Below are 23,562 nucleotides of genomic sequence, written 5' to 3' on the forward strand. Positions count from 1 at the left end.
TGTACACCCCGGCGGCACAGCCGCCCAACGCAAGTGAAAGGGGGGTCCGGGAAGAACGCCCTGTCAGGGCATGGCCTTCTCCCCGGAATCCCCTTCACGAGAAAAGGATTCTTACGTTATGGAAAATCTCTTCGGCGCCAAGCGCCTCACCGCCACCGTGGGCGGTAAAGAAATCATCATGGAAACCGGGCGACTGGCCAATCAGGCCGACGGCGCGGTATGGATTCAGTGCGGCGGCACCGTTGTGCTGTGCACCGTGTGCACGCAGCCTCTGGAACGCGAAATCAGCTTCTTTCCGCTGGTTGTTGACTACACCGAAAAGATGTACGCGGCAGGCCGCATTCCCGGCAGCTTTTTCCGCCGCGAAATAGGCCGCCCCAGCGAGCGCGAAACTCTTGTTTCCCGCCTCATCGACCGTCCCTTGCGTCCGCTGTTCCCCAAGGGTTTCACCAACGAAGTCCAGATTCTGGCCAATGTCATTTCCGCCGATCAGGAAAATGACTCCGACGTGCTGGCGCTGTGCGGTTCCTCCGCCGCCGTCATGCTGTCCAGTGTCCCCTTTGAAGCTCCCGTGGCCGGTGCCCGCGTCTGCCGCATCGACGGCGAATTTGTGCTTAACCCCACCATCACCGAAGCGGCAAAGGCCGACCTCAACCTTGTTGTGGCCGCCAACCGCGACGCTCTGGTCATGGTTGAGGGCGAAGCCGACTTCGTACCCGAAGAAGTGATTGCGCAGGCTCTGGAATGGGCGCACCGCGAAGTGCAGCCCATCATCGACATGCAGGAAAAGCTGCGCGAACTGGCAGGCAAGGCCAAAATCGAGTTCGTGGCTCCTGAAGAAGACACTGAACTGAAGGAAAAGGCCGAAGCCCTTGCCACCGCAGATCTGGCAGCCGCACTGCAGGTCAGGGAAAAAATGGCCCGCAAGGAAGCCAAAAAGGCCGTAAAGGAAAAAGTGAAGGCCGCCCTGCTGCAGGACCCCGCCTTTGCCGAAACTCCCGAACGCCTTGCCGCTCTGGGCGATATTCTGAGCAGCCTTGAAAAACGCATCGTGCGCCAGCGCATACTCAAAGAAGGCCTGCGCATCGACGGCCGCGACACCAAAACCGTGCGCCCCATCATCATCGAGGCAGGTGCCCTGCCCCGCGCACACGGTTCGGCTATTTTCTCGCGCGGCGAGACCAAAAGCCTTGTGGTGACCACTCTTGGCAGCACCACCGACGAACAGCGCATGGACTCCCTTACCGGTGACGTAACCAAGCGCTTCATGCTGCATTACAACTTCCCGCCCTATTCGGTGGGTGAAGTGAAGCCCGTGCGCGTTTCCCGCCGCGAAATCGGTCACGGTGCGCTGGCAGAACGCGCTCTGCGCCCCGTACTGCCCTCGCCCGACAGCTTCCCCTTCACACTGCGCGTGGTTTCCGAAACCATGGAATCCAACGGCTCGTCCTCCATGGCCGCAGTATGCGGCGGCAGCCTTTCGCTGATGGACGCCGGTGTGCCCGTCAAGGCTCCGGTGGCCGGCATTGCCATGGGTCTCATCAAGGAAGATGACCAGTTCATCGTTCTTACCGACATTCTGGGTGATGAAGACGCTCTGGGCGATATGGACTTCAAAATCGCCGGCACCGCAGAAGGCGTCACCGCCGTGCAGATGGACATCAAAATCGACGGCCTGCCCGCCGAAGTGATGGGCCGCGCACTGGCTCAGGCCCGCGAAGCACGTCTGCACATTCTGAATGAAATGGCCAAGGTGCTGCCCGAGCCGCGTCAGGCGCTTTCCAAATACGCTCCCCAGCTGAGCGTGGTGGAAGTGAACCCCGAAATCATCCGCGTGATCATCGGCCCCGGCGGCAAAAACATCAAAGCCATCACCTCGGCCACGGGTGCATCTATCGACATCGAGGACAGCGGCAGAATCTCCATTTTTGCCCCCACCAAAGAGTCCATGGATATGGCCCGCGAAATGGTCATGTACTACGACCAGCGCCCCGAACTGGGTAAAAACTACACCGCAAAAGTCCGCAAGATCATGGAGATCGGCGCCATTGTGGAAATTCTGCCCAATTGTGAAGCGCTGATTCACATCTCGCAGCTGGACACCTCGCGCGTGGAAAAAACCGAGGACGTTGTGCAGCTGGGACAGGACGTGGAAGTCAAGGTCATCGAGATCAATGACGGACGCGTACGCGCCTCGCGCAAGGCAGTCATGCTGGAAGCGCAGGGCGTGGAATGGGATCCGGCCGACACCGCACGCCCCCCGCGCAAACCCCGCGACCGTGACGACCGCGGAGACCGCGGCGGACGCGGCGACCGTGGTGACCGCGGCGGACGCAACGGACGCGGCGGCGATCGTCGCGACCGTCGCTAACAGCGGCAGCGCACTGCAATAACAGGGCGCGGAGTGCATGCTCCGCGCCTTTTTCGTGCAGCCCGCGCTGCAATCTGTCTCAACATACCGCACCGGTCCGTCTGCACGTCCCGTTCGCATCTCACAGACCACCCGCCGAGCGGAAGTTCTTTTTTTTCAGATTAATGGCACGCCGGACACCGGCTTTCGGCCATATGCGAAAGCCTGCAGAAGATGCAGACGCCGCGGTGACACGGTCTTATACATTGACACCGCGGCTCTTTTGAATAACATCACGGCTCTGGATTATAATTGATTCTCCGAAAGGCGCAGGCAGATGTGCGAAAGCCACATCTAGGGGGGGGCCCCGATGCCAGCCGGCGAAAGTCAGCCTTGCGAGGTTTGGAGATGGATAGACATACTGCCGCACACGACTCCGTACCGGATGTCATTGCCCCGCTGCAACAGGCCCACGAGAAAGCCATGCAGCGCATACGCAAGGAACACGAACGTTCCGCCCGCCGCCGTCAACGCGCCGAACAGCGCCTTGAAGATAAATTTCAGGCTTTGCGCAGGCGGCTGGATGCCTGCCCCGACCCTGCAGCTGCCGTTCCGCAGCCCCGCAGATCGTTAAAAACCGGCATTCTGACCACTATCCGCAGCCTGCTGCTGTAAGGGTGCAGCAAGCCTGCGGCCGTACGTCTGCCATAGCGGCTTGCAGGGTCATGGCCCGGCGGGCTGCCCCGCAACGACAGCCCCATGTATCACCGCAGGCGTTTTTTCCGCTGCATGGCCACGGCGTTCCGGCACATCTTGCCGAACTTCCGGGCCTTGTCCCTTTTTTCCGCCACGCTCAGCGCATTGTGCTGCTGCTCCGCCCTTATTTTGCGGTAGTTTTCAAGCCTGCGCAGTTCCAGCTCGCCGCTGAGCACCGCAGCCTGAACAGCACAGCCGGACTCATGGTCGTGGGTGCAGTCATTGAAACGGCACCCCGCAGCCAGCTGCTCGATATCGTCAAATGCCGATGCCAGTCCCTGTCCGACATCGGCAAGCTGCAGCTCGCGGATGCCCGGAGTATCAATGAGAACAGCTCCGGAAGGCAGCATATGCAGACTGCGTCCGGTGGTAGTGTGGCGCCCTCTGGCATCGTGTTCCCGTATGGCACCGGTGGACTGGATATGCTCTCCCTGCAGGGTGTTGACCAGCGTAGACTTGCCCACACCCGACGACCCTGCAAGCGCCAGAGTCTGCCCTTTGCCGCACCAGTTTTCCAGAACGGCCGCAGAACCGGCATCCAGAGCATTGAGCACGCACACGTCCAGATCCTGCCTGATGGCTTTTGCCCGCCCGATGAATTCATCCGCATCAGCAACCAGATCAGCCTTGGTAATAACAAGAACCGGTGTCACCCCCGATCCCATGGCAAGTGTAAGATACCGTTCTATGCGCGAAGGATTGAAATCATCGTTGCATGAAGTAACTATGAACAGTGTATCTATGTTGGCTGCCAGCGCCTGAATTTTTGCCTCGCGCCCCGCCGCTCTGCGGTGCAGAAAGCTTTTACGCTCCAGCAGGCGCACCGGCTGGCTTGTCCGGCGGTCCAGCAGCAGCCAGTCGCCCACTGTGGGCACGTCTTCCGGCCCGCCGGTGTACCAGCTGCCCGGCACAGCCGCCTGAACCGGACCGTTTTCCGTCACAAGACCCAGTATATGACGATTCAGCCCCGCCACGCGCGCGGGCAGAGCCTCCTCCCACTCTTCAATACTCAGCTGCTGCTGAAAAAAAGGCCCCCACCCCAGACGGGCGAGATCGCATTGCGCCTGCATCATATCCATAAATCACCAGTAAACTGCTTTGTTAAACGCTTCAACACAGTATGATCTGCCGGCAACAGGCCGGATGCCGGTACCGGCAAGAGACTGTCCAAGCCAGCCTTCAGGGTAGGTCAGTTTCAGCGGAGCACGGACAACATCTTCGCTCACCGGTCTGAAACCGGTTTTGCCGTAAAAATCAGGATCGCCGTATGTGAAAACCAGCTCCACCCCGTGCTCCTTCAATTTTTCAAGGCCGCTTTTTATCAGCATCTGCCCTGTGCCTTTTCCCTGACAGCCGGTAAGAACAGCTACAGGAGCCATCAGGAATGCCACGGGGCCGTCTGTCAATGTCAGACGGGTAAAAATGATACACCCGACAACTTCACCGTCTTCAGTTGCGGTGACGCAGTAAATATCTTCTTCCGCCGTAGTCGTCAGCAGGTCATGCACCAGCCCGCCTATCACCTGTCCTTCCGCTTCACCTTCCGAATCTGCAAACGTACGGGTGAAAAGATTGATTATGGCCTCGTTGCTTCCGGTGCGATGCACGGTAATATCCATCAGAACCACCCTGTTGTATAGCGGTTACGGCCAATCAGGACCGTCCGCACGATTTGGCCGCTCGCTGCGAAAACCAAAAACCAACTCAATCATCATGCGTTGATGTCCGGACATACGTGCGGCTAAATGTCCGGCCAGTCATCCGGTCAGTCTTCCGGCCAGCTATCCGGCCCGTATCAGGCCAGTCATCCGGCTGAATGCCCTGCCAGTATCAGGCCCGTATCAGGCCCATATCAGGCCAGACGTGCGGCCAGACGTGCGACCAGATGTCCGGACATACGTGACGGCAGACATGCAGCCACATTATAAAACGGTACAACGCGGCCGCACCGCATCCGGCGGGTGCGGCCCCTCTGAGCAGATACGGAAGCTGATACAGCAGCGGCAGCGCCGTCATCAGCGGTCCCCCGCACATTCCCGCAGCTTCCCTGTGCCGAATCTACACAGTAAAGCGGCAGGCAGGTCAAGCCCCGACCGCACGGGCAGACACACCACCACGCGCGGCACAGGCAGAACGGGCTGCGGAGTTTCGCCCCGCAGCCCGTGGTCATATCATGCTCTCACTGTTTTTCATGCAGGATCATTCCGGGTCTTTCTGCGCAGCACACGCTTATCACCTATACGCATGGTCACGCGTTCCCTGTCAAAATATTCCAGCAGCGGAATGACGTACTTGCGGGACAGGCCCGTAAGCTCGCGGAATTCATTGGGGCCGATATCTTCATTGGCCGTAAACCATTTTTCCAGCATGGCCTTCAGCTGCTCCATGGCGCCGGCATCGTAGAACAACCCGTCCTTCACACGTATCAGCACCCCTTCGTCCAGCATCAGCTTGAACACACCGGCGGCTTCTTTATACGTCAGCCCCAGCGGATCCAGCACATCCTTCACATTGGGCGGAGCCGTGGCCCCCTGACGATAGGCCGCCGCCAGAGTCTCGCGCAGCCCCTGCTGATCGGCCGCCAGCGACACGGTATGCCCCGGCAGCCGCACCAGGTCCTGCTCGGCCACCAGCCTGCCGGTGCGGATAAGCCTTTCGGTGATAAAGTGTACCAGTCTGGGATGCAGCCCCCGGCCCCAGCCGGAAGCCAGTTCTCCGCGCACCAGCCCCTGCCGCAGCGGTTCGCGGCGATGATACGCCTCCAGATAGTCCACACACGAAGAGGAAAGACGCTCCACCGCACCACCGGAAACATACCGCCGGTCTTCTTTATCAAAAACAAAAGCCTGCTGTGAACTGCCCAGTTTGACCAGCGTCTTTTCAAGCCGTTTCGATTCCATATCCGTCAGCACACGCAGCAGGCTGAAACTGCAACCGGCGTCTCCGGCCAGTTCCAGATGAATGGCAATGCGCCGTTCGCTGTCGGCATCATTCAGCTCTTCCAGCAGCGCCAGCTTTTCGTCAAACCGTGCATCGCGGCGGCGCAGCATGGCAGATGCCGGATTCAGCACCACGCCCCCGGCCACTGTCCGCAGCGGAGAAAACGAACGGACGACGCACCTGTCGCCGAACACGGCGGCCACCGGTTCGGGAAAACGCACCTGACAGATACAGGTATCGCCCGGCATATGGCGGTCTCTGTCCGGAAAATACAGACGCGCCAGCAGTTCGCGTGAACCATGGTGAAAGTGCACTTCTGTTCTGTTCTTCAGCGGAGTGGAGGCAGAAGAAAGACAGGTCATGCGCACGTCCCATACCTCGGAAGGATGCAGCGTGTCCGGCAGCGCCAGTACATCGCCCCGGCGGATATCATCCACGTCCAGACCCGACAGGTTCACTGCCGTACGCCTGCCCGCGGGGGCAACCTCCACCGTGGCACCGTGGCTCTGCAACCCGCGCACCTTGGTACGCCTGCCGCCGGGTATCAGCTCTATCTCGTCTCCGAGAGTCACGGAACCGGAAATCATGGTACCGGTAACCACCGTACCGTGGCCGCGCATGGTAAACACCCTGTCGACGGGCAGCCGGAAAAGGTCGGAACGCCGTTCGGGACGCAGTTCTTTTTCCATCTGCGCCAGATGCCCGCGCAGTGCATCCATTCCGGTACCGGCAGCGGCGGAAACAGGAAAAACCGGAGCCCCCTCCAGAAAACTCCCCTCCAGAAACTCCGCCACATCCTCCTGCACCAGCCCCAGCCACTCTTCGTCCACCATATCCACTTTGGTCAGTGCCACCAGCCCGGTGCGTATGCCCAGCAGCGAACAGATTTCAAGATGCTCCCGCGTCTGGGGCATCACCCCTTCATCCGCGGCAATGACCAGCATGACAAAATCTATGCCCGATGCTCCGGCCACCATGTTTTTGACAAATTTTTCGTGCCCCGGAACGTCGACAATACTCAGGCGTCTGTCATCCGGCAGGTCAAGAAACGCAAACCCCAGTTCAATGGTTATGCCGCGCCGTTTCTCTTCTCCCAGCCTGTCACAGTCTATACCCGTCAGCGCCCTGACCAGCGTTGTCTTGCCATGATCGATATGTCCAGCCGTACCCATGACTACAGGCATGCATTCCTCCTGCTATGCGTCCGTGCCGCTTGATGAAACGGCCTTTACGGTTGTATGAGAAATTCGGGCCGGTAACAACCGCTGGTTGCCCGGCAATATCATGGCGCCACTTGCACCCGCGGGCTAGAGTAAAAAAAACAGGAAGCACACATGCCTGAGTCCACAGCGCGTCCTCACTTTGCGGCGGCGCGGCACATGATGGGCATTGCTGCGCTATTTGCGGCAATGCTGACCGTTTTTGCGGCGTTCGCCCCGCAGCCCGCGGCCGCGGCCGGTTCGCTGGTTTTTGCGCGGGCCAGCGATGCCGTGACTCTGGACCCGGCGCGCGCACCGGACCTTGAATCCACCAAGGTCATCGCCAACATATACGAAGGGCTGGTCACCGTGGCAGAAAGCGGCACGGAAATAGTGCCTGCGCTGGCCCGTTCGTGGGAAAGCTCCGCCGACGGTACCCGCTGGACATTCCACCTGCGGCACGGGGTCGTGTTTCACGACGGCACGCCGCTTACCGCACAGGCCGTTGTGCAGTCGTTCATGCGGCAGATCGATCCGGAACGTTCTGATTTCGCCGGAGATTCCGGCGTGTCACGGTTCACGTTCCGCCACATCACCGCCGTCAGCGCCCCCGACGACCACACCGTGCTCATAACGCTGGATGCGCCGTTCCCGCCTTTTCTGCACAATATGTCCATGGCCACCGCTTCGGTCATCAGTCCTGCCGGCGGTGATATTCCCGCCGGTACAGGGCCTTTCCGTCTGCATACGTGGGAAAAAGGCAGAAGAATAGTGCTGAAGGCCCACACGGAATACTGGCGGGGCGCCCCTCAGCTGGATACCGTGGTGCTGGAGGTCATACCCAAAGCATCGGACAGGCTTACCGCACTTAACGTCGGCGCCATTGATGCCTTTGACGGAGTGACCAGCGACATAGCCCGCCATGCATCAGCTCAAAGCTCCATACAGCTTTCCAGCCGTACCGGTCTGCGCATAGCCTATCTGGCCATGAACACGCAAAAGCCCCCTTTTGACAATCCGGCAGTGCGCAGAGCTCTGAACATGGCCGTGAATAAAATCCCCATGCAGACTCTGATCTACGGCAACACCGCCGTGGTGGCGCACAATGTCATTCCCGAAACGGTATGGGCCTATGACGAAACCCTGCCCCCCTATGTCTACGATCCCGCGGCCGCGCGTGACATGCTGGCACAGGCCGGTTATCCGCAGGGATTCACCGCCACGCTGTATTTCTGTCCGCGCCCTTTTTACCCCGAAGGAATCGAAGCTCTTATCAGAAATGAACTGGCAGCCGTCAACGTGCGTCTGGATATCCGCTACACCGAATGGACCGAACACCTGAAAGCCACCGGCAACGCGGAGCACGATATGTGCATCATCAGCTGGGGCGGATACAACAGCGATCCCGACAACTTCTTCTACCCGCTGTTCCATCCTCACAATGCCGTGACACCCCATGCCCAGAACAGGGCGTTTTATACCAACCCCCAAGTCAGCCGGCTGATAGAAAAAGCCCAGCAGGAAACAGACCCCGGAATCCGCAAGGAACACTACCGGCGCATACAACGGCTTATCAGAAATGACGCCCCGTGGATTCCGCTGGTCTACAACCGCGAACTGCTGGCGCATTCCGTCGACGTTACCGGTCTGCGCCTGGACGCCACAGGCGTTGTGCGGTTTTACGGCGCCCACGTCCGCCACGACTGACCGGCCGCAGCACAGCAGCCGCAGCGGGGCGAAATCACACAAGGATTCTGTTTTGATAACATTCCACGTTCAGACACACCGCCGCGAAGAGCTTGTAGACATCACCGCCCACATCCGCAGACTGGCAGGCGAACAGGGCTGGCGCCATGGGGCGCTGCTTGTATACTGCCCTCACACCACCGGCGCCATAACAGTAAATGAAGGGGCCGATCCGGATGTCGCGCGCGATATCACCGCAAACATGAACAAGCTCGTTCCGCGGCATGGCGACTATCGCCACGCCGAAGGCAATTCCGACGCGCACATCAAATCAGGCATGTTCGGGTGCGGACAGATGCTTATTGTTGAAGACGGTGACATCATGCTGGGAACATGGCAGAAAGTGTATTTCTGCGAATTTGACGGCCCGCGGCAACGCACGGTATGGATGCAGTTCATGGCCGGCAGCTGACAGCTGTCCCGCTGCGATAATCCCCTGCCCCAGCATGCTCTTATCCGCTCATGCCGCGGCAGACTTTTTTCTGCCAATACATACACACGGAAGGATATCCGTTGCAGCCTTCATCCCCGCCATCCCCTTCATCCCCGCTGCCCGCTCCGTTTTCCCAGCTGCAAAAAGGCTTTGCCGCCAACCTCGTCGTGGCGGCCAGCGTAGCCGCTTACGGCAGCGTTTTCGGCCTGCTGGCAGCCCAGAAAGGTATCGGCTGGGGGCAGCTGCTGTTCATGAACCTGACCATCTTTGCCGGGTCTGCACAGTTTGTCATGGTGGATATGTGGCAACCGCCCCTGCCGGTGGCGGAAATAGCGCTGGCGGTTCTGGTCATCAACACACGCTATCTGCTCATCGGGGCATCACTGCGTCAGCTTTTTGCCGGAACCACACTGACCCACAAGGCTCTTGTCATGCATCTGGTCACCGACGAAAACTGGGCCGTCACGCTGGCTGCGGCCTCAAAGCGTCCCGTGGACACATACTTCATGCTCGGCGGCGGCCTGTGCATTCTGATGGCATGGTGTGCCGGTTCGCTGTTCGGCAATCAGGTGGGGGCGTTGCTGGGCAACCCCGAGCGTCTGGGGCTTGATTTCGCGTTTACAGCCGTGTTCACCGCACTGCTGTGCAGCTTCTGGCGGGGCGGCAGAGACCTGCTGCCGTGGCTGACTGCCGCGGCCGTGGCTCTGATTGTGGAACAGGCTGTTCCCGGCAGCAAATGGTACATACCCGCCGGAGGCCTGAGCGGCGCCCTGTGCGCCGCACTGATGCCCGCACACGCGGCGGGAAAGGACAGAAAGCAGACATGACGGAAAACACCGCGGCCTTTCTGGCCGTCATACTGGCTGCGGCAGCCACCTACGCCCTGCGCCTCGGTGGGCTGCTGCTGGCAGGCAAACTTCCGGATACCGGCAGGGCGCGCCGGTTCATGGATGCACTGCCGGGCACCATACTGCTGTCCATTGTGGTGCCGGCCTCGGTCAGCCTCGGCCCCTGGGGGTGGTTTGCCTCCGCCTGCACCATCGCATGCATGCGCCTGACCGGCAATGTGCTGGCAGCCATGCTCAGCGGCGTGGTTATCATGGCGCTCAGCCGCGCGCTGTAACCCGCGGCGGGCAATGCAGCACGGCAGCAATCCGTATCCGGCGCCCTACTCTTCCTTGAGCTCCCTGCTCATCAGTTCGCGCACGGCATCACGCGGATTTTTACCGCTGTGCAGCACATCATACATGGCCGAAGTAATGGGCAGATCAACCTGCAGCCGCGCCGCCAGAGTGTGCACGGCCTCGGTGGTCTTCACGCCTTCCGCCACCATGCGCATGCTTCTGGTCACCTCTTCCAGAGTCATGCCCTGCGCAAGCTTCAACCCCACCTGCCTGTTACGGGAAAGGTCTCCGGTGCAGGTCAGCACCAGATCGCCCATGCCGGACAACCCCATAAACGTGGAAGCCCGCGCGCCCATGGCCACACCCAGACGGCTCATTTCTGCCAGCCCGCGGGTGATAAGCGCCGCACGGGCATTATGGCCGAACCCCAGCCCGTCTGCCAGACCGGCCGCAATGGCGATGACGTTTTTAACCGCCCCGCCCAGCTCCACTCCGCGTACGTCCGTGCTGGAATACGTGCGGAACAGCCCGTACGAAAAAATATGACGCAGCCGGCGTCCTGTGGCGGCATCCCTGCAGCCCAGCACCACCGCGGTGGGCATATCGCGCATGACTTCGGCGGCAAAAGACGGTCCGGAAAGCATGGCAAAAGTGTGGCCGGTGCCTTCCAGTTCCTGCGCCACAACCTCTGAAACCGTGCACAGATTTTCCACCTCTATGCCCTTGTTGGCGCACACCACAACCGGCTCCGGCGGCAGCAGCGGCCGCAATCTTTGCAGCACCTTGCGAAAATGCTGGCACGGCACGGCCATCAGCAGCAGACCGGCACCATCCAGCGCTTCAGCATCATCCACAGTGGCCCGCACAGAACTGTGCAGCACCACATCCGGCAGATAATCGGGATTCACATGGTCGGCATTGATACGGCGGGCCTGTACGGCATCGCGCACCAGCAGCGTCACGTCACAGGCATTGGCGGCCAGCAGATGGGCAAGAGCGCTCCCCCAGCTTCCGCCTCCGGCTACGGCTATTTTCATGGGTCTCCCCGTTTTTGCAGAGTTATGCAGCGGCGGTGCCACGCACACGGCACATACTGCAAACAGCGTCCGGGCTCAAGTGCGGCTGCATGGTTGCAACACCGCGCCTGAACAGGTATCAACAGCGTGAACCGCAACCCTATCACGAGGACGCGAGATGGCTCAGACTTTTACAGACACCGAGCGCGCCATTCTGCGCATTGTGCAGAAGAACCTGCCGGACAGCGCAACGCCGTATGCCGATATCGCCGAACAGACAGGCACCGACGAGCAGACAGTGCTTGCTCTGCTGCGCCGCATGAAGGAAGAAGGCTCCATCCGCCGTTTCGGCGCCAGCCTTAAGCACCAGAAGGCAGGCTACACGCACAACGCCATGGTAGCATGGATTGTCGACAAAGACACCGTGGACGAAGTGGGCAGACAGGCCGCCGAGCACCGGCTCATATCGCATGTCTACTACCGCCCCAGTACCGCGCAGGACTGGCCTTACACGCTGTACACCATGATCCACGGGCGGCACGAAAACGAATATCTTGAAGTGATTGACACCCTGCGCAAAGAAACTGCGCTGGAAGAATATGCTGTATTGAACAGCCTGAAAGAACTGAAAAAAACCTCCATGACCTATTTCTAGCGCGGAGGAGCAAATCCGCGGTTGCACAATCGCGGGCATGACAAGGATACCGCATCATGGAACGTTCCAGAAATCTTTTCGAACGCGCCCAGAAACTTATTCCCGGCGGGGTGAACAGCCCCGTGCGCGCCTGTCTGAGCGTAGACAGCGCCCCCGTGTTTGTAGAACGCGGGCAGGGCAGCAAGCTGTACAGCGTTGACGGCAGAGAATACATCGACTTTGTGGAATCGTGGGGGCCGCTGCTGCTGGGCCATGCCCACCCCGCCGTCAACAAGGCCATCCACGAAGCCGTGGACAAGGGGTCGAGTTTCGGCGCACCCTGCGAAGACGAAATCCGCCTCGCAGAAGCCGTGGTGGACGCCGTGCCCAGCATTGAGATGGTACGCATGGTCAGCTCCGGCACAGAAGCCACCATGTCTGCCCTGCGCCTTGCGCGCGGCTACACCGGCCGCAACAAACTGATTAAATTTGAGGGCTGCTACCACGGCCACGGCGATGCTTTTCTGGCCAGCGCAGGTTCCGGAGTGGCAACGCTTTCCATTCCGGGAACCCCCGGCGTGCCCGACACAGTGGTGGCGGACACCCTGCTGGCACCCTACAACAACCTTGAACGCGTAAAAGCCCTGTTTGAAAACCACGGCGCAGACATCGCCGCAGTCATCGTGGAGCCCATGGCGGGCAATATGGGACTGGTACGGCCCGCCGCCGGTTTTCTGCAGGGATTGCGCGATCTGTGCGACCGCTACGGCGCGCTGCTTATCTTCGACGAGGTCATCACCGGCTTCCGGCTGTCCTACGGCGGGGCACAGCAGTATTTCGGCATCACCCCCGACCTGACCACACTGGGCAAAATCATCGGCGGCGGCATGCCCGTGGGCGCCTATGGCGGCAGACGCGAGATAATGGAGCGCATCGCTCCCTGCGGCGATGTGTATCAGGCCGGCACTCTGGCAGGCAACCCTGTGGCCATGGCCGCAGGTATCGCCACGCTGGCGGAACTGAAAAAAGCCGACTATCCCGCACTGGAAAAACGTGTGGACGCGCTTGCTTCTGAAATAGAAGCCATTCTCAAGGCCAAGGGCGTACCCGTGACAGTCAACCGTCTGGCCTCCATGTTCACCATCTTCTTCACCGGAGAACCGGTGACTGACTATGACAGCGCCAAAAAAGCCGACGGCACGCTCTACACCCGCTTTTACCAGCAGATGCGTGATCAGGGCATCTACCTTGCCCCGTCCGGTTTTGAATGCGCCATGGTGTCGCTGGCCCACACAGAAGACGACTTTGCGGCCATGCTCGCAGCAGTGCGCAACGTCACCTTCTAGGGCAAATCCTGCGGGTATGGTCCCGCCCCCGCAACAATGCTATGCTGCCGGAGCGCCTGAACGGTGCTCCGGCTTTTTTCACCTTTGCGCACGGCAACATCATGAACAGCACACCCCGTTCCCTGCACGACGTCTCCGGCACAGATTCCGGCGGCACACATACGTCACGGCTGTGTGTTTTTGCACTGACTCCTCAGGGAATACAGCTGGCCGCGCGGCTCTGCCCGCATCTGCAGGCAGACCTGTTTCTGCCGCACCGGCTTGCCGGTCTTGCAGACAGCACAACCGCCCCCCGCACAGAGCGTTTTCTCCGGCTTGCCGATGCCGTGCGGCATGCGTTTTCAGTTTATGACGGTCTGATTTTTATCGCGGCATGCGGCATAGCCGTGCGCAGCATAGCGCCGCTGCTGCAGGGCAAAGACCGCGACCCCGCCGTGGTGGTGCTGGACCAGCAGGGGCTCCACGCCGTCAGCCTGCTGTCGGGACATCTCGGCGGAGCAAACGCCCTTGCCTGCCGCATAGCCGCCATGACCGGCGGCACACCTGTCATCACCACCGCCACTGATACCGAAGGACTGCCGTCACTCGATCTGCTGGCGGCGGAAAACAACATGGCCATAGCCCGGCTGACCGCAGTACGGCACGTCAACGCCGCACTGCTGGAAGGGCGGCAGGTGGCCGTTGCCGACCGCCACGACCTGCTGAAGCTGAAAAATCACCCCTGCGGCCTGTTCATTCACACCGACGAACACAGTCTGGACAACCGGTACGCGGCACTACCCTCCGTACTGGTGACAATCCATGCATCGGCTGCCCGGCGCGCTCCTGCAGACAGGCTGGTACTGCATCCGCGCATTCTTCATGCAGGTCTGGGCTGCCGCAAAAACGTGCCCGCGCCAAGAGCGGCTGAACACCTGCTGCGGCTGCTGGAAGCGCATGACATCACTCCGCTGGCACTGGCATCGCTGGCAAGCGTGGAAGCTAAACGGGCTGAACCGGCCATGCACGAGGCCTCCCGCAGGCTGGGGGTGCCCGTTATCTTTTTTTCCTCTGCCGCACTGGCCGCAATTGCGGTACCCAACCCGTCGTCCAGACCGCTGAAAGCCGTGGGCACCCCTTCCGTGGCGGAGGCTGCCGCCCTGCTGGCAGCGCGGACAAACAATGAATGCCGCTGCACACAGCATGCCGCGGCACATCTTATCATACCCAAAGCAGCCGACGGCGACGTGACCGCTGCCGTGGCACAGGAGCAATACACCATGCACCCCGCACCTCTTTACATCGTCGGTCTGGGCCCCGGAGACCCGCAGCTGCTCACCCCGCAGGCTGCGGACGCATTGCGGGCTTCAGAAGTCATAGCAGGGTACACCCGCTATGTTGAACTGGTGCCGGACGATATTCTTGCCGGACGCGAAATCATTGCCACGGGCATGATGGGCGAAATGGAACGCTGCGCCAAGGCCATTGAAACTGCTCTTTCCGGCAGGGCCACGGCAGTGGTGTGCTCCGGCGATCCCGGCATTTATGCCATGGCCGGACTTATCTATGAACTGATCGAAGAAATGGACGCCTATCTGCCCGTGCACGTCATCGCCGGAGTGCCTGCACTTTCTGCGGCTGCGGCGCTGCTGGGCGCACCGCTGATGCACGATTTCGCCTGCATCAGCCTGAGTGACCTGCTCACCCCCTGGGAAGTTATCGAAAAGCGCCTGCAAAACGCACTGGAAGCTGATTTCGTTGTGGTGCTGTACAACCCGCGCTCAAAAAAACGCGACTGGCAGCTGGAGCATGCGCTGGAAACGGCCCGCCGCTACAGACAGCCCGAAACCCCTGTCGGACTGGTACGGCAGGCCAACAGGCCGGAACAGGCTGTTTCGGTTGCCCCTCTGTCGGTTTTCGAACCGGCGCAGGTGGACATGCTCTCCATTGTGATCATAGGCAACAGCACCACCAGAATAATACGGGGCAACATGGTGACACCCCGCGGATACATGAAAAAATACCGCTGAGCCGGACACGGCGCAGGCATCTGCGCTTTGCACGCCGCGCAATGCAGCCTGCGCGGCCCGCCGCAGGTACGCGCATCTGCCCCCCGCGGGCACAGCGCAGGTCATGCCCCTCAAGGTCGCTTGCACTTTTTTTCACGCGCAGACCCTTTGCTAACCAGCGCCCCTGCTTGACAGAAGTGGGGTGTAGCTCTAGGATTGCCCAAATTATTTAACATACCTTGTGAAGGAGGTATCACAGTTATGAGGAAATCGCTGTTTGCCGTAATGGTGCTGGCACTGGTAGCCGCTTTTGCGCTGCCCGTCATCGCCGCGGAAGCACCTGCCGACGGTCTGAAGATGGAAAACACCAAAATGCCGGTGATCTTCAACCACTCCAGCCACTCCAGCTACCAGTGCGCCGACTGCCACCACCCCGTTGACGGCAAGGAAAATCTTGCCAAGTGTGCCACCGCAGGCTGTCACGATGTTTTTGACAAGAAGGACAAGTCTGTCCATTCTTACTACAAAATCATCCACGACAGAAAGGCCACCACTGTTGCCACCTGTATGTCCTGCCACCTTGAAGCTGCAGGCAGCGACAAGGACCTGAAAAAGGAACTGACCGGTTGCAAAAAGTCCAAGTGCCACCCCTAGGCACTGGTCCGGATTTGCTTGTTCGAGGCCGCCCGAAAGGGCGGCCTCTTGCGTTACGGCGCGATGTATGCTTATCTTTTTGACGATACAGATTGTTGCTGTTTTCCGCTCCGCGGCGCTCCGGCAGCCGGACGGATACCCTCAACCTCAGATTGAAGGTACGCCATGTCACCACAGGGCCCCCTGCACGAAGAAGACGATATCATCGAACTGACGGAAATCGTCGAAAAAGGATCTGTTCCCGGCAGTACGGACAGCGATGCCGCTGATTTTGAAAAAGAGCTGGAAGACCTGCTGGATAACGATGCAGGTCTTGATTCCATCGAAGGCTTCGATGATCTGGAGATCGACAGCGGCACCACCCCGTCCGCAAGGAAACCCGCAGACGATGAAGACGATATAGATGCCCTGCTGAATGATCTGGAACAGGACGCCCCCTCTGCCGGCAGCGCCGGTTCAGCATCAGGAGGTTCACCCGTGGTCGACCCCAACGAAGAACTGCAGATGCCTGACATGTCTGACATGGATGATCTTCTGGGCGATGTGGGTGCTCCCGCACCCTCGCAGGATGACGATCTGGATGATCTGGATGCCCTGCTGAACGGAGCCATGGACGAAGCGGTGCAGGACACCGCGCAAAAAGAACAACCTGCCGCGCCGGATTCAGGCACCGGCGATGAAACGGACGCGCCCGACATCGACGATCTGGATGCGCTTATCGAACAGGCATCAGCAGCCGCACCGCAGCAGCCGCAGGCACCCGCCGCACAGAAAAATGATGATCCGCTTTCCGCCGACGACATTGACGCCCTGCTGGAACAGGCTTCCGCCGGAACGCAGCAGAATGCGGCGGCTCCCGAAGCAGAAGACGCCGGTACCGGCGGCGGAGCTGACGATGATGCCGGTGCGCCCGACATCGACGATCTGGACGCGCTTATCGAACAGGCATCAGCAGCCGCACCGCAGCAGCCGCAGACACCCGCCGCGCAGAAAAACGATGATCCGCTTTCCGCCGACGACATCGACGCCCTGCTGGAACAGGCTTCCGCCGGAACGCAGCAGAATGCGGCGGCTCCCGACGCAGAAGACGCCGCTAACGGCGGCGGGGCTGACGGCGATGCCGGTGCGCCCGACATCGACGATCTGGACGCGCTTATCGAACAGGCGTCAGCAGCCGCACCGCAGCAGCCGCAGGCACCCGCCGCGCAGAAAAGCAATGATCCGCTTTCCGCCGACGACATCGACGCTCTGCTGGAACAGGCTTCCGCCGGAACGCAGCAGAACGCGGCGGCTCCCGAAGCAGAAGACGCCGCTAACGGCGGCGGAGCTGACGATGATGCCGGTGCGCCCGACATCGACGATCTGGACGCGCTTATCGAACAGGCTGCCGCAGCCGTGCCGGAGCAGCCGCAGACACCCGCCGCACAGAAAAACGATGATCCGCTTTCCGCCGACGACATCGACGCCCTGCTGGAACAGGCTTCCGCCGGAACGCAGCAGAACGCGGCGGCTCCCGAAGCAGAAGACGCCGCTAACGGCGGCGGGGCTGACGACGATGCCGGTGCGCCCGACATCGACGATCTGGATGAGCTTATCGGGCAGGCTTCCGCCGGTGTCGAAGAACCTGAAGATACCGCACATCTTGATGAAATAGGTGCATTGATAGACGATATACAGCCGCCCGACACCCAGCCCGCCCAATCTGCAGCGCAGGAAGCTGCCGCCGGCAAGCAGGAAATGCCGCTGGACGATCTGGACGATGTGCTTGATCAGGTAATGGGCAGCGCACACGACGCAGCCCCGCAGGCAACCGTTGCGGCAGAGGAAGAAGGGGACGCCGCCCCCGCACAGCCTGCAGCTGAACAGCATAACGCAACAGCAGAAATGCCGTCCGGAACGCAAGAGGCTGGCCCGCAAGAGTCGGGAACAGAAGAGGCCGGCGCGGAACCGGCAGGCACCGTGACAACGGACACGGAGCTGCCCGAAGAAGTGACACCTGAAGCCGTAGTGCCCGACACAGAAATGCCCGACACAGGAATGCCCGGCAGAGCCGGTTCCGAAGATATGCAGCCCGAAAATTTGCAGCCGCAGGATTCGCCGCCTGAAGAAACCGCATCAGACGAAGTGTTGCCACAGGATGAAGCCACCGGAGCAGCAAAGGATGATACCCCTGCTCATGATGCTGGTTCTGCCGCAGGACATGGCGAAACAGCAGGCGAAACCCGTCAGCCCCCCGCGGCTGAAGCCGAGGAACCGGAGCCAGAGCAGACGGCCGGACATGAGGTCGTCCCTCCCGCCGCAGCTGCTCCCGCCGCAGCCCCTCTGCCCCAGCTCATGCTGCTTGAAGAACGCATAGCCGCGCTGGAAACAGCCGCGGCAGAGCCGGAAGTGCAGGAACCCGTGCAGGACGTCGTGGAGCGTCTGCTGGGCGAAGACAGTCCTGTTTTCCGCAGTCTGCTTGCCGCGGCAACGGAAAGCGCCGTGGCCGCTGTCCGCCCGCTTTACGAAGAACGTCTGGCCGCGCTTGAAGAGCAGCTGGCCCGCATGGACAAAGACGACGCAGCATTCGCCGCGCGACTGGATGAAATCGAACTTGCCGGCCGGCCCGACACCGAAGCCATAGTGCACACGGTTTCCGAACAGCTTTCGGCACAGCTGGAAGCCACTGCCAGCGAAGCCGCCGCCAAGGTTCTGCGCGAAGAAATAGCAGCGCTTGCCAGAGAACTGGAATAAGGGCGGCAACACAGATATCCCGACGCGGAACCGGCTCTGCCGGTTCCGCGTTATTGTATGCGCGGGGCGTCGCTGTTTCTCCTCGACGTTCATACCGCATAATGCTATAGAAGCCGCGAAAAACAGGGAGTGGCTTATCGGTTTCTTCCTCTTTTCCCCGCCCGGTTTTCACCTCGTAGGTCAAGACCATCCCCCACGGGCGGGTTTTTTTGATTTTTCACGCCGAGCACATCGCTGTGGAGGTTCCGATGGAAAAAATGCAGAAAGAAGCCCTGCAGGTAGCTAAAGAGATCATGGTCAAATTCATTGAGACAGGCCGCGTTTCTCCCAACAACTTCGGAGAAATGTTCCCCGCTGTATACAACGTGGTCTTTGAAACCATCTGCGCCGGCAGCAGCCAGCCCCAGCGCGAAAGCGCGGAATAATCCGTCGATGAAGCACACAGACAGTCAGGAACACGCCTGCAATGTTTCAGGCATGTTCGGCCGCATTGCAGGCTGCTACGATTTTCTCAATCATTTTCTGAGCGTCGGCATGGACTACTGGTGGCGTTACGAACTCGTGCGTCAGATAATACCCGGCCCCACGGGGCGGGTGCTTGATCTGGCCGCGGGCACGTACGACGTTTCGCTGGAAATAAGACGACAGTACCCGCACATGCGGGTTGCCGCGCTGGATTACTGCCTGCCCATGCTGACCACGGGCAAAAAAAAGCTGCGCGGTCTCAAAGGCGCCGGAGTCTATCCCGCACAGGGCGACGGCAGGCATCTGCCGCTCTCGGACAACAGCGTAGACTGCGCCACCATAGCCTTCGGCATACGCAACATCATTCCCCGTGAAGAGGCCTTCCGCGAAATTCTGCGGGTGCTGGTACCCGGCGGCAGGCTTTGTGTGCTGGAATTCGGTTCAGGCAAAAACAAGGTGTGGAAAGGGCTGTACAATTTTTACCTGCAACACGCCCTGCCCCGCATCGGCAAAATTTTTTCAGGCGACGACAGCGCGTACCGCTATCTGGCCGACACCATCATCGCCTTTCCCGATGCGCGGGAACTGGCGCAGGAAATGCGTGACGCCGGTTTTGCACGGGTGCTTCACCGGCCGCTTACTTCGGGCATAGTCCAGCTGCATGTGGCGCAGAAGGCTAACCGGAAATGAAATAATAACGGGCCAGCGCCACAGCCCCGACGCCCAGCAGCATCATGACCAGACCGGTAATGCGCAGATGGGCGGTTCTGGTTTCCGCAAGGGCGCGCAGCACCGGCTTCAGGCGCTCGGCGCCAAGAAAAAAAGTAATGCCTTCGGCAAAAAGCCACAGGCCGACCGCAGCAGAAAGTAACTGTTTTGTGAATTCCATAAGGGCGTTCTTTTTCATACCGCGCCGTCCATGTCCAGCACGGGCTGCACGGACATTCCCGCGCGGCAGTGCAGGACAGACTCTGAACACCCCGACCGGACAATGCTTTTTTTTTCGGAGAAAACCGCAATGATCAGGTTTGAAGAACTTACCGACGCAAATGCCGCCGTGGCCGTTGTGGGTCTCGGCTATGTTGGGCTGCCTCTTGCCGTGGCCTTAAGCGAACACTTCCGCGTGATCGGCTTTGACATTTCGCAACGCCGCGTGGATGCCCTCATCAAAGGTGAAGACGCCACAGGCGAAGTGGAAAATTCCCGGCTGGCGGCGTGCAAGGCAGAATTTACCGCAGACCCCGCGCGCATAGGTCAGGCGGACATTGTCATCGTGGCCGTGCCCACGCCCATCGACGGCAATCGCCGGCCCGATCTTTTTCCGGTGGAAAGCGCCTCGCGCACTGTGGGCCGCACCATGAAAAAAGGCTGCGTGGTGGTATACGAATCCACGGTATACCCCGGCCTTACCGAAGAAATCTGCGTGCCCATTCTTGAAAAAGAATCGGGCATGAAATTCGGCACCGACTTCACCGTGGGCTATTCGCCCGAGCGCATCAATCCGGGCGACAAAGTTCACACCCTCGAAACCATCGTCAAGGTTGTTTCCGGCAGCGATGAAGCCACGGCGGACCTGCTGCAGCGCATGTACGGCACAGTGGTCACCGCCGGAACATTCCGCGCATCCAGCATCCGCGTTGCCGAGGCAGCAAAGGTCATCGAAAACACCCAGAGAGACCTGAACATCGCTCTTATGAACGAACTGGCGCTGCTGTTCGACCGCATGGACATCGACACGCTGGAAGTGCTTGAAGCAGCCGGCACAAAATGGAATTTCCTGCCGTTCCGTCCCGGTCTCGTGGGCGGCCACTGCATCGGCGTCGACCCGTACTATCTCACCTTCAAGGCCGAAGCGCTGGGACACCACCCGCAGGTCATTCTTGCCGGACGCCGCATCAATGACGGCATGGGCAAATTCGTGGCCGAAACCTGCGTGAAAAAAATGATCCGCAAAGGCAACGTGGTGGCCGGTTCCCGCGTGGGCGTGCTGGGGCTTACCTTTAAGGAAAACGTACCCGACCTGCGCAACACCCGCGTGGTGGACGTGATTGACGAACTGCGCGACTACGGCGTGCATGTGCTGGTGCACGACCCGCAGGCCGACCCCGCGGAAGCCCACGAAGAATACGGCCTGACCCTGACCGGTCTGGACACCCTGCGCGAGCTGGATGCTGTTATTCTGGCCGTACCGCACGCGGAATACGACGCACTGCAGGCACAGGATATCCGCGGCTGGTTCCGCGATCCGCAAAAAGCCCTGCTGTTGGATATCAAAGGCGCAAAGTCGCCCTCCGCGTTCACTGACGCCGGTTTTGACTACTGGCGCCTGTAACGGCACCGTTTTGTTTGCGGCGCATATGCCCCCGCACACCGCCCCTTCGCTTTACAGGAGGGGCGGTGCACTATAAAAGCACAGGAACTGCAACCCGTTATACCTACCACCAGATGACGCTGATTATTACCACCGCCACCACCAGAGAAATGGAAGCCGTCCTTAAAGGGTTCAACGGCAGGGGCCGCGTAGGCTGCGTGCTGCCCCGTCAGGGTGAAGTATGCGCATCGCCCGTCAACGAACGTCAGTGTCTGCTGGCCGTGACCGGTGTGGGACCGGTGAATGCGGCCTTTACACTGGGCCGGCTGCTGGGCGAACACCGCAACATCGACGGGGTTATCTCGCTGGGTATAGCAGGCACATTTGACCCGGATGCCGCCCCGCTGGGCAGCACTGTGCTGGCCACGCGTGAAACATGGGCCGATTACGGCCTGTATACGGCACAGGGGGTCGACCCCATGGGAATCGGGTTCGGCCAGACGGACGATGCCGTCAATCCGGTCTGGAACAGTATAGAGCTGAACCCCGCGCCGGTACTGGCCGTGCTGCAGCTGACCCCGCCGCCCCTTTGCCGCACTGGCGGCAGCCTGACGGTGGCCGCCGCCAGCGGTACGGCGGAACGCGCCTGCGCCATGCGGCAGACGCATCATGCCCTGACAGAAAATATGGAAGGCTTTGCGCTGGCGCTCGGCTGTCTGCGGCAGGGTGTGCCTTTTCTGGAACTGCGCACGGTTTCCAATGTGGTCGGTTCGCGCGCAGCGCATGACTGGGCCGTGGACGATGCATTCGCCTCGCTGGGGCAGGCCGCCCGCGCCCTGTTTGTCTGACAAAGATACACTTGCCTAGCGGCTTGAAAAACGGAACAATACGGCTCATGCAAGAACTTCTGGAATATCTGGGCGCCATCCAGCCCAAAGTGAATGAGACTCTGGCCGCGGAAACCGGCACTCTGAACACCATGGTGCAACCTGTGGCCACTCATGTGCTGAGCGCCGGCGGCAAACGCCTGCGGCCGCTGCTGGCCATACTTTTTGCCCGTGCCCTGGGCCGCGGCGGCGACGATATATACCCGCTGGCCTGTTCCGTCGAGCTGCTGCACTCGGCCACACTGCTGCACGACGACATCATAGACGACGCCGCGCTGCGCCGTGGTCTGCCCGCCGCGCACACACTTTTCGGCAGCACCAGAACCATCCTTGCAGGCGATGCGCTGCTGGCCCTCGCCAACCTCATTGTTTCACGTTATGGTGATACGAGGCTTACCGAATGCATCGCACGGGCCATCATTGAAACAGCCACCGGTGAAATTGCCGAAATCGAATACCTGCGCAGCACAGGCCACCCGCAGGAAACATATATAGAAATTATCAAAGGCAAAACCGCGTGGATGATTCAGGCTTCCTGTCAGCTGGGTGCCATTGCGGCCGGTGCCACGGCGCAGCAGGAGCAGGCAGCCTGCGACTTCGGCATGAATCTGGGCATAGCCTTCCAGATAGTGGATGATGCGCTGGACTTTTCACCTTCTGCCGGAGAAACCGGCAAGCCGGTGGCCGGCGACCTGCGCGAAGGCAAGCTTACCCCGCCGCTGCACATGTATCTGGAAAGGCTGGAAGGCGCCGACCGGCAGGAGTTTCTGCACAAATTCACCACCGGCACCTTTTCCGATGCCGATGTGGACAACGTGGCAAGAGCGGTGCGCGGACAGGGGCTGGACAAAGCCACCAGAGACCTTGCCGACACCTATCTGAAAAAAGCCGCAGACGCACTGCACATGCTGGACGAAAGCAGGGAAAAAACCGTGCTCAGGCAAACGGTGGATTATGTGAAAAACCGCAGCAGGTAGGAA

The 23,562-nt window shown here is 60.3% G+C and carries 21 protein-coding genes and 1 pseudogene; 17 read left to right on the plus strand and 5 right to left on the minus strand.

Features of this window, described 5'->3' with window-relative positions; all coding sequences use genetic code 11:
• Window positions 1–118: 118 nt before the first annotated feature.
• The gene (gene pnp / locus ACZ5D1_RS13860) at window positions 119–2,371 is read left to right on the plus strand and encodes a polyribonucleotide nucleotidyltransferase (protein ID WP_011368916.1); all 2,253 of its coding nucleotides are present in this window, start codon (window positions 119–121) and stop codon (window positions 2,369–2,371) included.
• A 387-nt stretch (window positions 2,372–2,758) separates the two neighbouring features.
• Window positions 2,759–3,025 carry a hypothetical protein gene (locus ACZ5D1_RS13865; protein WP_464555185.1) on the plus strand — a complete coding sequence of 89 codons (267 nt, stop codon included), beginning with the start codon at window positions 2,759–2,761 and terminating at the stop codon, window positions 3,023–3,025.
• 89 nt (window positions 3,026–3,114) lie between these two features.
• Here the strand turns inward: ACZ5D1_RS13865 and rsgA are convergent, their stop codons facing one another.
• The 3 genes from rsgA to selB all read right to left on the minus strand — a co-directional run bounded on the left by rsgA (window position 3,115) and on the right by selB (window position 7,230).
• Window positions 3,115–4,179 (minus strand): ribosome small subunit-dependent GTPase A, encoded by a 1,065-nt coding sequence (gene rsgA / locus ACZ5D1_RS13870; RefSeq protein WP_202795140.1) that lies wholly within the window; start codon window positions 4,177–4,179, stop codon window positions 3,115–3,117.
• 9 nt (window positions 4,180–4,188) lie between these two features.
• Window positions 4,189–4,725 carry a GNAT family N-acetyltransferase gene (locus tag ACZ5D1_RS13875; protein ID WP_011368919.1) on the minus strand — a complete coding sequence of 179 codons (537 nt, stop codon included), beginning with the start codon at window positions 4,723–4,725 and terminating at the stop codon, window positions 4,189–4,191.
• Between the two features lie 570 nt (window positions 4,726–5,295).
• Window positions 5,296–7,230 (minus strand): selenocysteine-specific translation elongation factor, encoded by a 1,935-nt coding sequence (gene selB / locus ACZ5D1_RS13880; protein ID WP_464555186.1) that lies wholly within the window; start codon window positions 7,228–7,230, stop codon window positions 5,296–5,298.
• 150 nt (window positions 7,231–7,380) lie between these two features.
• Here selB and ACZ5D1_RS13885 point away from each other — a divergent pair, with 150 nt between their 5' ends.
• From ACZ5D1_RS13885 to ACZ5D1_RS13900, 4 genes are all read left to right on the plus strand, one after another.
• The gene (locus ACZ5D1_RS13885) at window positions 7,381–8,952 is read left to right on the plus strand and encodes an ABC transporter substrate-binding protein (protein ID WP_011368922.1); all 1,572 of its coding nucleotides are present in this window, start codon (window positions 7,381–7,383) and stop codon (window positions 8,950–8,952) included.
• Window positions 8,953–9,004: 52 nt separating this feature from the next.
• Window positions 9,005–9,403 (plus strand): secondary thiamine-phosphate synthase enzyme YjbQ, encoded by a 399-nt coding sequence (locus ACZ5D1_RS13890; protein WP_027182352.1) that lies wholly within the window; start codon window positions 9,005–9,007, stop codon window positions 9,401–9,403.
• Window positions 9,404–9,504: 101 nt separating this feature from the next.
• The gene (locus tag ACZ5D1_RS13895) at window positions 9,505–10,251 is read left to right on the plus strand and encodes an AzlC family ABC transporter permease (RefSeq protein WP_273192414.1); all 747 of its coding nucleotides are present in this window, start codon (window positions 9,505–9,507) and stop codon (window positions 10,249–10,251) included.
• Complete coding sequence (locus ACZ5D1_RS13900; protein WP_011368925.1) at window positions 10,248–10,547, plus strand: AzlD family protein; 300 nt, start codon at window positions 10,248–10,250, stop codon at window positions 10,545–10,547. The genes ACZ5D1_RS13895 and ACZ5D1_RS13900 overlap by 4 nt, the downstream gene beginning before the upstream one ends.
• Before the next feature lie 45 nt (window positions 10,548–10,592).
• On the opposite strand, the gene ACZ5D1_RS13905 is transcribed toward ACZ5D1_RS13900, so the two are convergent.
• Entirely contained in the window at window positions 10,593–11,585 is a 993-nt protein-coding gene (locus tag ACZ5D1_RS13905) for an NAD(P)H-dependent glycerol-3-phosphate dehydrogenase (RefSeq protein WP_273192410.1), read from the minus strand.
• A gap of 157 nt (window positions 11,586–11,742) precedes the next feature.
• Between ACZ5D1_RS13905 and ahbB the strand changes: the two genes are divergently transcribed.
• The 8 genes and pseudogenes from ahbB (at window position 11,743) to ACZ5D1_RS13945 (ending at window position 20,074) form a co-directional block, all read left to right on the plus strand.
• Complete coding sequence (ahbB, locus tag ACZ5D1_RS13910) at window positions 11,743–12,219, plus strand: siroheme decarboxylase subunit beta (protein WP_464555188.1); 477 nt, start codon at window positions 11,743–11,745, stop codon at window positions 12,217–12,219.
• A 56-nt stretch (window positions 12,220–12,275) separates the two neighbouring features.
• The gene (gene hemL, locus ACZ5D1_RS13915; RefSeq protein ID WP_420538518.1) at window positions 12,276–13,544 is read left to right on the plus strand and encodes a glutamate-1-semialdehyde 2,1-aminomutase; all 1,269 of its coding nucleotides are present in this window, start codon (window positions 12,276–12,278) and stop codon (window positions 13,542–13,544) included.
• Window positions 13,545–13,645: 101 nt separating this feature from the next.
• Window positions 13,646–14,776: pseudogene (locus tag ACZ5D1_RS13920) on the plus strand (cobalt-precorrin 5A hydrolase); the annotation flags it as partial.
• A gap of 27 nt (window positions 14,777–14,803) precedes the next feature.
• Window positions 14,804–15,553, plus strand: a complete 750-nt coding sequence (cobJ, locus tag ACZ5D1_RS13925) for a precorrin-3B C(17)-methyltransferase (RefSeq protein WP_234702980.1) — start codon at window positions 14,804–14,806, stop codon at window positions 15,551–15,553.
• A gap of 240 nt (window positions 15,554–15,793) precedes the next feature.
• Window positions 15,794–16,186, plus strand: a complete 393-nt coding sequence (locus ACZ5D1_RS13930) for a cytochrome c3 family protein (protein WP_011368930.1) — start codon at window positions 15,794–15,796, stop codon at window positions 16,184–16,186.
• Window positions 16,187–16,351: 165 nt separating this feature from the next.
• A complete protein-coding gene (locus ACZ5D1_RS13935) occupies window positions 16,352–18,919 on the plus strand; it encodes a hypothetical protein (protein WP_464555190.1) in 2,568 nt (855 codons plus the stop codon).
• 248 nt (window positions 18,920–19,167) lie between these two features.
• Entirely contained in the window at window positions 19,168–19,344 is a 177-nt protein-coding gene (locus tag ACZ5D1_RS13940) for a hypothetical protein (protein ID WP_011368932.1), read from the plus strand.
• Between the two features lie 7 nt (window positions 19,345–19,351).
• The gene (locus tag ACZ5D1_RS13945) at window positions 19,352–20,074 is read left to right on the plus strand and encodes a ubiquinone/menaquinone biosynthesis methyltransferase (RefSeq protein ID WP_273192401.1); all 723 of its coding nucleotides are present in this window, start codon (window positions 19,352–19,354) and stop codon (window positions 20,072–20,074) included.
• Here ACZ5D1_RS13945 and ACZ5D1_RS13950 read toward each other — a convergent pair.
• Window positions 20,061–20,291, minus strand: a complete 231-nt coding sequence (locus tag ACZ5D1_RS13950) for a DUF2065 domain-containing protein (RefSeq protein ID WP_011368934.1) — start codon at window positions 20,289–20,291, stop codon at window positions 20,061–20,063. The two genes, ACZ5D1_RS13945 and ACZ5D1_RS13950, sit on opposite strands and share 14 nt — an antisense overlap.
• Before the next feature lie 111 nt (window positions 20,292–20,402).
• On the opposite strand from ACZ5D1_RS13950, the gene ACZ5D1_RS13955 reads away from it, so the two are divergent.
• The 3 genes from ACZ5D1_RS13955 (at window position 20,403) to ACZ5D1_RS13965 (ending at window position 23,559) form a co-directional block, all read left to right on the plus strand.
• Entirely contained in the window at window positions 20,403–21,716 is a 1,314-nt protein-coding gene (locus ACZ5D1_RS13955; RefSeq protein ID WP_273192397.1) for a nucleotide sugar dehydrogenase, read from the plus strand.
• Between the two features lie 65 nt (window positions 21,717–21,781).
• Window positions 21,782–22,543 carry a futalosine hydrolase gene (gene mqnB, locus ACZ5D1_RS13960; protein ID WP_234702969.1) on the plus strand — a complete coding sequence of 254 codons (762 nt, stop codon included), beginning with the start codon at window positions 21,782–21,784 and terminating at the stop codon, window positions 22,541–22,543.
• A 47-nt stretch (window positions 22,544–22,590) separates the two neighbouring features.
• Window positions 22,591–23,559: a polyprenyl synthetase family protein gene (locus tag ACZ5D1_RS13965; protein ID WP_011368937.1), complete on the plus strand. Its 969-nt coding sequence runs from the start codon at window positions 22,591–22,593 to the stop codon at window positions 23,557–23,559.
• Window positions 23,560–23,562 lie beyond the last annotated feature (3 nt).

This window comes from Oleidesulfovibrio vietnamensis, from assembly GCF_055388115.1.